General features: G+C 37.6%; 12 protein-coding genes. 9 read left to right on the top strand and 3 right to left on the bottom strand.

Annotated elements, in window-relative coordinates; all coding sequences use genetic code 11:
• Positions 1 to 6: 6 nt before the first annotated feature.
• The 8 genes from Q1B07_RS17925 (at position 7) to Q1B07_RS17890 (ending at position 7,824) form a co-directional block, all read left to right on the top strand.
• Positions 7 to 867 (top strand): alpha-D-ribose 1-methylphosphonate 5-phosphate C-P-lyase PhnJ, encoded by an 861-nt coding sequence (locus tag Q1B07_RS17925; RefSeq protein ID WP_299092728.1) that lies wholly within the window; start codon positions 7 to 9, stop codon positions 865 to 867.
• Positions 868 to 878: 11 nt separating this feature from the next.
• Positions 879 to 1,721, top strand: coding sequence for an ATP-binding cassette domain-containing protein (locus Q1B07_RS17920; RefSeq protein ID WP_299092791.1), 843 nt, complete (start codon positions 879 to 881; stop codon positions 1,719 to 1,721).
• A 19-nt stretch (positions 1,722 to 1,740) separates the two neighbouring features.
• Positions 1,741 to 2,934 carry an alpha-D-ribose 1-methylphosphonate 5-triphosphate diphosphatase gene (locus Q1B07_RS17915; RefSeq protein ID WP_299092726.1) on the top strand — a complete coding sequence of 398 codons (1,194 nt, stop codon included), beginning with the start codon at positions 1,741 to 1,743 and terminating at the stop codon, positions 2,932 to 2,934.
• A 16-nt stretch (positions 2,935 to 2,950) separates the two neighbouring features.
• A complete protein-coding gene (locus tag Q1B07_RS17910) occupies positions 2,951 to 3,559 on the top strand; it encodes a DapH/DapD/GlmU-related protein (protein ID WP_299092723.1) in 609 nt (202 codons plus the stop codon).
• Between the two features lie 24 nt (positions 3,560 to 3,583).
• A complete protein-coding gene (phnL, locus tag Q1B07_RS17905) occupies positions 3,584 to 4,297 on the top strand; it encodes a phosphonate C-P lyase system protein PhnL (RefSeq protein ID WP_299092721.1) in 714 nt (237 codons plus the stop codon).
• A 25-nt stretch (positions 4,298 to 4,322) separates the two neighbouring features.
• Positions 4,323 to 5,183, top strand: a complete 861-nt coding sequence (locus tag Q1B07_RS17900) for a PHP domain-containing protein (protein WP_299092718.1) — start codon at positions 4,323 to 4,325, stop codon at positions 5,181 to 5,183.
• A 95-nt stretch (positions 5,184 to 5,278) separates the two neighbouring features.
• Positions 5,279 to 6,694 carry a SpoVR family protein gene (locus tag Q1B07_RS17895; RefSeq protein ID WP_299092714.1) on the top strand — a complete coding sequence of 472 codons (1,416 nt, stop codon included), beginning with the start codon at positions 5,279 to 5,281 and terminating at the stop codon, positions 6,692 to 6,694.
• A 530-nt stretch (positions 6,695 to 7,224) separates the two neighbouring features.
• The gene (locus tag Q1B07_RS17890) at positions 7,225 to 7,824 is read left to right on the top strand and encodes a YdhK family protein (RefSeq protein ID WP_299833205.1); all 600 of its coding nucleotides are present in this window, start codon (positions 7,225 to 7,227) and stop codon (positions 7,822 to 7,824) included.
• A 58-nt stretch (positions 7,825 to 7,882) separates the two neighbouring features.
• Here Q1B07_RS17890 and Q1B07_RS17885 read toward each other — a convergent pair whose 3' ends face one another.
• Both Q1B07_RS17885 and Q1B07_RS17880 read right to left on the bottom strand, forming a co-directional pair.
• Positions 7,883 to 8,569: a response regulator transcription factor gene (locus Q1B07_RS17885; RefSeq protein WP_299092711.1), complete on the bottom strand. Its 687-nt coding sequence runs from the start codon at positions 8,567 to 8,569 to the stop codon at positions 7,883 to 7,885.
• Position 8,570: 1 nt separating this feature from the next.
• Positions 8,571 to 9,938 (bottom strand): HAMP domain-containing sensor histidine kinase, encoded by a 1,368-nt coding sequence (locus Q1B07_RS17880; RefSeq protein WP_299092710.1) that lies wholly within the window; start codon positions 9,936 to 9,938, stop codon positions 8,571 to 8,573.
• Positions 9,939 to 10,395: 457 nt separating this feature from the next.
• Between Q1B07_RS17880 and Q1B07_RS17875 the strand changes: the two genes are divergently transcribed.
• On the top strand, positions 10,396 to 11,025 hold the full coding sequence (locus Q1B07_RS17875) for a hypothetical protein (RefSeq protein ID WP_299092709.1): 630 nt from the start codon (positions 10,396 to 10,398) through the stop codon (positions 11,023 to 11,025).
• Positions 11,026 to 11,073: 48 nt separating this feature from the next.
• Here Q1B07_RS17875 and Q1B07_RS17870 read toward each other — a convergent pair whose 3' ends face one another.
• Entirely contained in the window at positions 11,074 to 11,931 is an 858-nt protein-coding gene (locus Q1B07_RS17870) for a Cof-type HAD-IIB family hydrolase (protein ID WP_299092708.1), read from the bottom strand.
• Between the last annotated feature and the right edge of the window lie 187 nt (positions 11,932 to 12,118).

Genomic DNA, 12,118 nt, shown 5'->3' with positions numbered 1-12,118 from the left:
AGGGAAATGAAAATGGAGGTTGCCCACACTTATAATTACGCCTTTTTAGATGAGGGATCTAAAAAGGAAATAAGAAGATCCGTTTTGAAGGCTGTCGCCATTCCTGGCTACCAAGTCCCGTTTGCATCAAGAGAGATGCCGATCGGAAGGGGCTGGGGGACAGGAGGATTACAAATCACCCTTTCACTTATAGGTGAAAAGGATACGTTAAAAGTCATTGACCAGGGTCATGATGACAGCGTAAATGCCGTCAGTATTAAACGATTAGTACAAGCTTGTTCGAATATAGGAACGACAGAAAATTCTGAAGAGGCTTCTCTTATTCAAACGAGACACCGAATCCCGGAGGTTCCTTTGAGAGAGGATCAAATATTGGTTTTACAGGTTCCATTACCAGAACCGTTAAGAAGAGTAGAAGCAAAGGAAAAGGATACAAAAAGACTCCATGCCGAAATGGATTACAGCAGCATTTGGCTGAGATTATATGAGGATATCGTAAGGTGGGGTGAAATTACGATTGGTGCTGATTATCCGAGCATGGTGAACGGACGATATATTTTTAACCCTAGCCCCATCCCGCGTTATGATTTATTGAAATTGCATCAAGCAAAAGGTTTGTTTTTATTTGGTGCAGGCAGAGAAAAGAAGATTTATGCGATTCCGCCATTTACAGATGTAAAGCCGCTTGAATTTGATGATTACCCATTTGAGGTAGAAAAATTTGATGGATTATCCTGTCATTGTTGCGGCAGCCAAGATGTTTTTCTTGATGAGATTTATGATGCGGAAACCGGAGAGAAAAGATACCAATGCTCAGACACCGGATACTGTCAAACACAGCAAAAGGAAAGAGGGTATGTCGTTTGATTACACATTCGATGCAAATAGAAGGACCTGAGCTTGAAGTGCATGGCTTAAATAAAAGATATGGAAAAGGGTGTTCCCATTGCCAAACACCTGAAATGCTTCAAGCAAAAGATAACCGCTGCCCGAATTGCGGGAGTGTTTGGGCGTGTATTGATGTTAACTTAAAGCTGTATAAAGGGGAAATTTTAGGAATTGTAGGTGAGAGCGGATCTGGAAAAAGCTCATTAGTGAAGAGCTTATATTTTGATGATGGGATTTCATCGGGCCGCGCTACCATTTCTTCCTATAAAAATGGAGAGGCAAACATTTTTGAAGAATCTGCTCAACAAAAGCGATACATCCGAAATTATATGATGGGCATGGTTTATCAAAACCCCTACTTAGGGTTAAAAATGTCTTTTTCAAGTGGTGGCAATATCGCTGAAAAACTAATTGCATCAGGTACTCTTCATGTCGGCACGATACGAGACCGGGCAAAACAGTTATTAGAGCATGTGGAAATTCCGATCAGCAGAATGGATGAGCTTCCCAAAAATTTTAGCGGCGGAATGCAGCAAAGGGTTCAAATCTCGAAAGCGTTGGCGAATAATCCGCCGATTCTTTTGCTTGATGAAGTAACGACCGGACTTGATCTTTCTGTTCAAGCTAGAGTATTAGATTTAATTCGAAAAATTCAACGTGATTTAGGTGTAGCGATGATTGTTGTATCCCATGACTTAGGTGTGATCAGAATGCTCGCTGATCGTACGATGGTGATGCGTCATGGGCGTGTTGTTGAAAGAGGCCTTACAGATCAAATATTAGAGGATCCGCAGCACCCTTATACACAGCAGCTTGTCCATTCGCTTTTATAAAAATGATGAGGTGAAAACGATGATGAACATGCTAAAGATTCATTCTGCCAATATTGTCACACCTGATGAGGTTATTTATAACGGAACCATTATCATAGAAGATGATCAAATTTCACAAATTTTAAAAGGAAAACCAGAGAATATTCAACCAGGTGATATAGATGCCGAAGGGGCATGGGTGCTTCCTGGTCTTGTTGATTCACATAGTGATGCCATTGAAATGGAGCTCGAGCCTCGTCCGAGCAGTACGTTTCCTATTGAAGTATCCTTCTATGAATTAGAGAAAAAACTAGTTGGTGAAGGTATTACAACCATCTATCATTCTCTCTCTTTACTTGAAGAAAATGCAAAAAAATTTGTTAGACAAAATAAAACCGTTCTATCTGTTATTGAAGAAATTAACCGCTTGGCTCAAGGTGCCTACCTTATTCGCCACAAAACTCATTTGCGATACGAGATTACAAATATAAGTGCAGTTAATCCAGTTAAGGAGTTACTTAAACAACAGAAAATCAATCAGCTTTCCTTTATGGACCATACCCCTGGTCAAGGACAGTTTAGAGACATTGAAATTCATAAAAAGCTGTTAGTGGAACACCGTCGCTTTTCTGAAGAAGAAGCAATGGAAATCATTGAGCAAAGTAAAAAACAAGAAAAATTAGAGGAGTATGTTCTAAAGGAATTAGCAGATTTAGCTCATGAACATCATATTCCAATCGCGTCCCATGATGATGACACATTAGAAAAACTCGAGCTTGTAAAAGACTGGAATGCTTCTATTAGTGAATTTCCAATCGAACTTCATGTAGCCAAGAAAGCAAAAGAAATGGGACTGTTTGTTGTGATGGGTGCTCCGAATGCTTTATTAGGCAAATCTCATAGTAATAATCTATCGGCAATGGAAGCATTAGAACATGAGGTTGTTGATATTTTGTGCTCAGATTATTATCCGTCCTCCTTGCTGCATGCTGCCTTTAAACTTTATAAACAAGGTACTCCGATTAATAAATCAATGAATATGGTCTCATTAAATCCTGCAAAAGCATTGCATATTGATCATGAAGTCGGATCAATCGAAGTTGGCAAAAAAGCAGATCTTTTAATTGTGAGAGAGGAAAAGGCACGCCCTGTATTACAAACTGTACTTGTAAATGGAAAGGTTGTTTGTCAAATGAATTACCAAATGCCGCTTTCTGTAACAGGAAGGGTGTAGAAAGGACGTTTACTCTATGAAAAAACGTTTAGCAAACGAGCCAACCATCCATCCGAGCTCGCAAATCGTAGATAGCTTCATAGGAGAGTGGACGGAAATTGGTCCGAATACAAAAATAGAAGAATCGTATTTTGGTGATTATAGTTACACATCTGGTGATGCCGAAATCATTTATGCAACGATTGGTAAGTTTTGCTCGATCGCCTCACATGTTCGGATCAACCCTGTGAATCATCCGATGTGGCGAGTGACACAGCATCATCTTACGTATCGCCTCACACAATATCAATTAGCTGATGAGGATGATCATGATTTTTTTAATTGGCGCAGAGAGCATCATGTTACGATCGGGCATGATGTGTGGATTGGTCACGGCGCTATTATCATGCCTGGAGTCTCAATTGGAACAGGTGCGGTCATTGGAGCGGGATCGGTTGTCACGAAAGATGTTCCTGCCTATACAATAGCTGTTGGTGTCCCAGCAAAACCAATTAAAAATAGATTTTCAGATGAAATTGCGGAAAAGCTTATGGAAATTGAATGGTGGAATTGGGATCGTAAGCTGATCGAGGAACGGTATAAAGATTTAAAAAATGTAGAGGAATTTATTAAGAAATACTCATAAGTTTTTTTGAGAGGAGGAAAAGATATGGCTGTGCTTTTAAGCATGAAGGGATTAGTGAAAACGTTTGTCATGCATTACTTACATGGGGAGCATGTAGTTGGCTGCAATAATATAAGCTTTGATTTGAGTGAAGGAGAGTTTATTGGGATTACCGGACAAAGCGGTGCAGGAAAATCAACGATCTTAAAAACGATTTATCGTACCTATTTGCCTACGGGAGGAGAACTTATCTTCCACTCAGTCCAGTTTGGCCCCATTGATCTTGTCACAGCTAATGAACGTGAAATCATTGCCTTAAGAAAAAGAGAAATCGGTTATGTGTCACAATTTCTAAATGTGATGCCAAGGGTGACAGCATTGGAGGTTGTCATGGATGCGATTTTAGAGATGGGCGTAAGCACAACCGAAGCAGAAGAACAAGCCAAAAAGATGCTCGCACATTTTCAATTATCTGAATCTTTATGGAACTCCTTTCCAAGAACATTCAGCGGCGGTGAAAAGCTTCGATTAAATTTAGCGCAAGCCATGGTAAAGAAACCAAAGCTGTTATTGCTTGATGAACCAACTGCTTCATTAGATGATGCTTCGAAACAGTCTGTAAAAGAAATGATTGAACAGCTGAAACAATCGGGAACAAGTATGATCGGTATTTTTCACGATCTTGAATTTATGGAAGCTGTCGTAGATTCCCATTACCATTTGGAAAATGGTGCTTTAAATAAAAAGATCGTCGTTTAAAATCATCTAATTGGAGCTGATCGATATGATAGATTTACATTGTCATACAAATATTTCTGATAATTCGTATTCAATCGAGGAAGTCATTCGTCTTGCTAAATTAAATGGTGTCAAGCATTTAGCGATAACCGATCACGACACGACGAAAGGTCTTTTTCAAGCTATGGAAATCGGAGAGACATTAGGAGTAGAGATTATTCCAGGAATCGAAATTTCTGCCTATGATTATGAGAGAAAGAGAAGAGCTCATATTTTAGGCATGTATATTACGCCTGGACATGCATCGATTGATGAATTATGCAGCCCATTGGTTGCAAAAAGGCATGAGGCATCATGGCAAATGGTGTCACGCATTCAAGAGGCTGGATATGATATTACATGGGAAGAGGTTCTTGAGTTTTGCAAAGAAGGAACCGGGGTGTATAAGCAACATATTATGCATGCCTTACTAAATAAAGGATATACAGATCGGATCTATGGAGATTTATATAAAAAGCTCTTTAAAAGAGGAGATTCACCTAATGATCGGGGACTAGCCTTCATTTCGATTGAGTACATCGATGTCTTTGATGCGATTCGTGTCATTAGAGAAGCTGGCGGGTTACCAATTCTTGCACATCCTGGACAATTTGATAATTTTTCAGCAGTTGAAGATTGTGTTCAGGCAGGGTTAGAAGGAATCGAGGTTTTGCATCCATTACATGATAAAGAAGCGGAAAAGAAAGCAAGGGCTTTAGCTGAGAAGTGGGATCTCATTCAAACAGGTGGATCTGACTTTCATGGTTTTTATGGAGAATCATCTGCTGTCAGCATTGGAGCAAAAAGTATAGGCTTGGAGCACTTTACCAAATTGCTTGAACGGAGAAATATCCTTCAAAAGAACTAAGAATGAAAGTATTTCAAAAGAGTTGAAAAGATCAAGGAGCATGTTTCCACACCCTCGCTCATAAACTATTGTAACAATAGCTTAGGGGGGAGACCATGAAGGAAGCTGATCATAAGGCTCTTGAATATGCAATTGGGGAAATAACGGAGATTGCAAAAGGGTTCGGCTTAGATTTTTATCCAATGAGATATGAAATCTGTCCTGCTGATATTATTTATACATTTGGGGCATACGGTATGCCAACTAGATTTTCACATTGGAGCTTTGGGAAGCAATTTCACAAAATGAAGCTGCAATATGATCTTGGGCTAAGTAAAATATACGAGCTTGTGATTAATTCTGATCCATGTTATGCCTTTTTATTAGATACGAACTCACTGATTCAAAACAAATTAATAGTCGCCCACGTGTTAGCTCATTGTGATTTCTTTAAAAATAACGCCCGCTTCAGTAATACAAAGCGCGAGATGGTAGAAAGCATGGCAGCAACTGCCGAGCGAATTAAGCAATATGAAATTGAATATGGCAGACGGGAAGTCGAAACATTTTTAGATGCTGTTCTCTCCATCCAAGAGCATATCGATCCATCATTAGTTCGTCCAAAGCTTGCATGGACAATCGATGATATTGAGTTCGAGGAGGAAGAGGAAAAAACGATAACACCATATGATGATCTATGGAAGCTTGATCAAAAACAAGATCCGAAGCCTGCACCGAAAAAGAAAAAACGGAAATTTCCTCCTGCACCTGAGAAAGATATTCTCTTATTTATTGAGGAATACAGCCGCGAGCTAGAGGATTGGCAGCGGGACATTTTAACGATGATGCGTGAAGAAATGCTGTACTTTTGGCCGCAGCTTGAAACGAAAATCATGAACGAAGGCTGGGCCTCTTACTGGCATCAACGAATTATCCGGGAGCTTGATTTAACATCTGATGAATCCATTGAATTTGCCAAGTTGAACGCAGGTGTTGTGCAGCCATCGCGCACAAGTATAAACCCTTACTACTTAGGATTGAAAATCTTTGAGGACATTGAAGAACGCTATAATAACCCAACCGAAGAGATGAAAAAGTTAGGAGTTGTACCAGGCTCTGGCCGTGAGAAGATATTTGAAGTTCGCGAAATTGAATCTGACATTTCCTTCATTCGCAATTATTTAACAAAGGACCTTATTATGCGTGAGGATATGTACTTATTCCAAAAGCAAGGCAGGGATTACAAAATCGTTGATAAGGAATGGGAAGCTGTCCGGGATCAGCTGGTAAGCATGCGGGTGAATGGCGGATTCCCATACATCACTGTAAATGATGGCGACTATCTGAAAAACAACGAGCTGTATTTAAAACATTGGTATGAAGATATTGAGCTTGATCTTAAATATTTGGAAAAGGTTCTGCCATATGTGTATCAGCTTTGGGGAAGACCTGTTCATATGGAAAGTGTGTTAGAAGATAAGCCTGTGCTGTTTTCTTACGATGGGAAGAGTGTGACAAGGAAATATTTATAAAGTGAGAAAAGTCACTGAGTGTTCAGTGGCTTTTTACTTTTCCTAAAGTATAGTTTAGAAGGAATTTGAAACAAAATGCTTTTGAAACTCGTACCACCACACCCTTAACCCGACTGCTGACGAGTGCTTTCTAATTACAAGTAATACCATACACTGGATTAATATACATTATTTTACAGATGGTGATTTGTTAACTATAATGTTTCGTAGAGGGAGTGAAACAAGATATGTCTAGACAATTATTAGGAAAATACTATTGATATTAGGTGCCTTAGCTATGTACATAAACGTATTATTCCTTAAAACCTATGAATATTACGATCTAGTTCGAGGAGTTTCTTTTGGGTTGCTTCTATTAGGGATCATTTTAATCCCAACGTATACAAAAACTCAAAAAAATTGATTCTTTTGTCAATTCCCTTGATCAAATTAATTTAGTTAAGATAAATGCATATTTTCTGCAAACTATTTTGTTATCCTCCAATAAAGAAGTACCTAGTAGGGTATCGAATATTGAGGAGGGAACATGAATGAAGAAAAAAATAAGTGTAGGAATTGCAACCATTCTTTTCGCATCCATCTTATCTGCTTGTGGTTCGAACACGGAGGAAGCAGAGCAGGAGAACAACACTGAGATGAATGCAAGCTCAGAAGAAAGGATGGAAAACGATCACGCAGAGATGGATCATGCAAATATGGACCATTCCAGCTCGGGCGAAGTTCCTGAAGGGCTGAAAGAAGCAGAGAATCCTACTTATAAAGTAGGCAGTCAAGCGATTCTTGAAACCGACCATATGGAAGGGATGAAAGGCGCTACAGCAACGATTGTAGGAGCGTATGAAACGACAGTCCATGTTGTAACATATACACCAACAACTGGCGGAGATAAAGTGGAAGGTCATAAATGGGTTATTCATGAAGAAATAAAAAATGCAGGTGAAGACCCACTAGAAGCTGGTTCAGAGGTTACTTTAGAAGCAGATCATATGGAAGGGATGAATGAAGCAACAGCTGTCATTGAATCAGCAGAGGAAACAACCGTATATATGGTCGATTACACACCAACAAATGGCGGGGAAGAGGTTAAAAATCACAAATGGGTAACGGAAAGCGAACTTTCACCTGAGTAAGAATGGAACTAAAAGGGAAAAGAGCTTAATTGCTAAATAAGCTCTTTTTCCATATTGGCTATTCCTCTGTACTCCATTTATATCCGATTCCCCAAACTGTTTTCAAATGCTGGTCAACTGGAAATGCTCGATTTCGCAGTTTTTCTCTAATATTTCGAATATGGGAATCTATTGTTCTGTCCTCTGTTTCAGCACTTAGCCCCCATATGGTTGTAAGAAGGTGATCACGTGAAAACACCTTATTCGGGTAGTTTAGAAATAATTCTAACAAGGCAAATTCCTTCGGTGTCAGGGTGATGCCTTTATTCAAATATTTCACTTCAAACGTTGTTGGATTTAACGTTAAATGGTTAAACGACAGCAGTTTTTCTTGATGAAATGGTCTGCCTGTCCGACGGATTACAGCATCGATTCTTGCTACTAATTCTTGCTCATTAAAAGGTTTAGATAAGTAATCGTCAGCTCCGATTTTAAGCCCTCTAACGATATCTGCTTTATCACCTCTTGCTGTTAACATGATGATCGGTACATCTGAAAACTCTCTCATTTTTTTACAGGTTGTCCAACCATCCATTCCCGGCATCATGACATCAAGTATGACAAGATCAACAGTTTCATTTTCTAAATAAATGATTCCATCTTCTGCTGAAACTTTTTTTATGCATTTGTAGCCATGGGGGGATAAATATAAAGATAATAAATTTAGCATCCTTTCTTCGTCATCAATAAGTAAAACAGTTTTCATTTTATGGCTCCTTCAACAATATTTTAAAGCAAGTTCCTTTCCCGATTTGGCTTTCTACGAAAATTTCACCGTCATGTGCTTCCACGATTTCTTTTACAATCGACAGGCCTAATCCAAAACCGCCAGTTAACCTTGAGCGAGATTTGTCAACGCGGAATAAGCGGTCAAAAATATAGGGTAAATCATCAGAAGGAATGCCTATTCCTTGATCTTTAATCGTAATGATGATGTTCTTTTTCTCTTGTATGGCTTTTATCTCAGTGATTGTCTGTTCATTTGAGTATTTTAGCGCGTTATCTAAGAGATTAAATAAGACTTGTTCAAAGCGCACTGGATCGATTTCAGCAATCAGATCTTTTTGACAATGATAGGATAATTGGATCCCTTTGCTTGTAAAAACAGGAAGGATTCTTCGACAAATGGATTGAAGGAAAGAACAGAGATTGATTTTTTCCTTTGTGATGGTAAACGTATTTTGGTCCATTTTTGCAAGGTCAAATAATTCTTTTAGCAGGTTGCTTACGTGATCAGCTTCTTCATGAATGATATGTAAATATTGCAATCTTTCGGTTTCATCAATCGAGTTTCTTTTGCCAATATCGGCATAGCCTTTTATGTAAGTTAATGGTGTTTGAAGTTCATGAGAAATACTTGCTAAAAATTCATTACGCTCTTTTTTTAAATAATTTAAGTCGTTTGCTAATGTTTGGATCGAATGGGCCAGCTCGCTAAGCTCATCCTTAGATGAGACCGGAAGTGTTACAGAAAAATCTCCACTACTCAGCCTGCTGGTTGCTTCTTTCATTGAGATAAGCGGTTTCGTTAATGCCCTTGATAAAAAGAAAATCGTTATGAACAGAAAAAATAGAATGAGTAATGATGCAAAAAGGAAATGACTATTTAATTGTAAAATTAAATGTTGAATCTGATCTTTGCTCTTGAACATGTAAACATAGCCTTTTGATTCGTTTCCTCCTTCATACGGTGAAACTGTTGAAATGTACTTCTTCTTTTGCCAATCTGATTGTAAAATTAGTCCTTTTCTTGGAATGTCATCAACCTTCAACTTTAGAATGGCTTCCATATCGTGATCGATTGGATTGGAGGATTCAATTACTTTACCGAATTTATTCGTAATGACAACTTCTGTATCTGTTTGAGATTCCATCAATCCAATGTGATGAAGTGTAGCTTTATCAAGTGATATTTCTAATACATCCCGATGACTATTTCCTCTTGCCAATAATGAATCAAGCTCATCACTTACAAGGGATTGCACGATGTTGCGATGAAGAAAGATCATGGAACACGTTTCAATGATAAAAATACATATAAAAAACCATAAGCCTAATTTAACTGAAATGTTCATACTTGTTCACCTATTGCATTTTTTTGAATAAATAAAATCCTCTTTATCATACTAGTTTAATGTGTAATTGTTGAGAAAATATGCAGTTTAGTTACGTTTTCAAGAAGAATATCGCCTCCTTATTCCTATTGAATAATTAAGGGGGAATAGACGAAAACTACTTACTAACCTAATGATTAGGAGCAGGATTATGAAAATGCGGATAAAGAAGAAAACAATTAAAAATTCTACACCATTCCTTATTTTATTAATCATGCATTTTCTTCTTTTAATGTATACCCTATTTAAAAAAAGACATAAAAGCTATTTGATCTTATTATTTACGAACATTGGCTTTTCCTATTTTTTCGAGTATTTTGTTCTCAATTTATTCCAAGGATATCGGTATAAGCCTAAAATATTTAGGAACAAGTACTTTGATAATATTTTGGGTGCAATCTTTTCTCAGGGGATGTATGTGCCGATTACTGCGACAGCTCTTACTGCATTTCGATTAGGTTTTGGTTGGAAACTACTTGTTGCCATCAGTTATGCTTTAATTGAACGGCTGTTTATTTCGATGAAGATCTTTAACAAGAAATGGTGGAAAACATATTATACCCTTATCTTCATACCTATCTCTTTTATGTGTAGTGACATCTGTCATCGTTTATTAAAACATAATCATCCTGTCGCACAAGGGGTTACCTCGTATTTAACAATCACTTCAATCAATGTGAGTATCTTATATATTCTTGCATTATTTGGTAAAATAAAATTTGGTTTAGGTGTTATTCATTCGTGGAGAGAGCATTTTATTATTGTACCTGGGTATTCCTTTATCTTATCAGCTGTGCTATTGATTACATACAAAGTAAATACGAGGTTATCTACTTATTACAGAATGATATTTGTTGTTATATTTGACTTTGTCCTGTATCAAAAAAACGTACTAAAAAACAAAAAGACGATCCTTATCCTTTTTCCGTTTCATATGTTAATGTGCTTTATATCAAATAAACTATTTAATATGATTTATAAGGTTTATCCGAATGACTCTGAAAATAAGGAAACACAATTAAATAAGCAGCAAATCCAAAAAAGCTAACAAGTGGATTGATACGACTTGTTAGCTTTTTTAGAAGATAAAACGAGATTATTTTTCTAAAACATATGTTTCAATTGCATGTGCAACCCCATGCTCATTGTTCGTTAAAGTTACAACATCAGCAATGTCTTTAACAGTTGGGTCAGCATTACCCATTGCAATGGAAAGTCCGGCTGCCTCCAGCATCGGAACATCGTTGAAATTATCGCCGATTGCCACTGTGTTTTCAATTGGAATCTTGAAGTACTCAGCCATTACTTTAATTCCGTTGCCTTTATGTCCATTTGTGTCCATAATTTCAATATTGAACGGCCCTGAAGTTGTAATAGAAATGCCTTCAATCGCTTTAAGGGTAGCGATTAGCTCGTCTTTTCCTGAAATCGTTGGGATGAAGAACTTTTGAATTGCGATCTCTTCGATTTTAAGTACTTCTTCAATTTCATCAAATACTTTAATTGTATCTGTCTCCTTTGGCTGCTCAGTCAGGAATTTATATTCTTTAGGTGTTAAACCTTTGCTGAATTCCTGATTTTGCTCAAGGAATGCTAACATACGCTCTGTCCAAGTGGAAGCAACTAATATCCCGTGGCTTGTATAAAGTTTAAATGGGTATTTTTTCTCGTTAAGGATTGCAGCAACTTTTTTCACATGTTCTTTGTCTATGGAAATTTGACTTAATAATTTTCCGTCTGCAAGTACCTTTGTGCCATTACTTCCTGCTACAGGACAATCAAGCGGTGTTTGATCAATGAGCTGTTTGATATCTTCCGGTGCACGTCCAGAACAAATCATCACAACATGGCCGGCTTGTTGCGCTTTTTGAATCGCCTCCACATTTTCTTTAGAAATTTCGATGTTTGACGATAACAATGTTCCATCAAGGTCAATTGCGATTAATTTTTTCATCTTGTGTGTCTCCTTTGCAACGGTTGGATTCTGAATATATGAAAAATAATATACATGATTACTCAATTATCTATTATGACATATTTTCCGATAATTAATTAGTAAAAAAGTGTCCGCTGCCATTTTCAATGGCAGTGTTTTTTGTTGTTTTAGGAAAATTTTATGTCGGTACTTTTGGAGGGATATA

The organism is uncultured Metabacillus sp. (assembly GCF_947503125.1).
Taxonomy (GTDB): Bacteria; Bacillota; Bacilli; order Bacillales; family Bacillaceae; genus Metabacillus.
The sequence above is the reverse complement of the archived record's forward strand: the minus strand, read 5'-3'. Positions and strand labels throughout refer to the sequence as shown.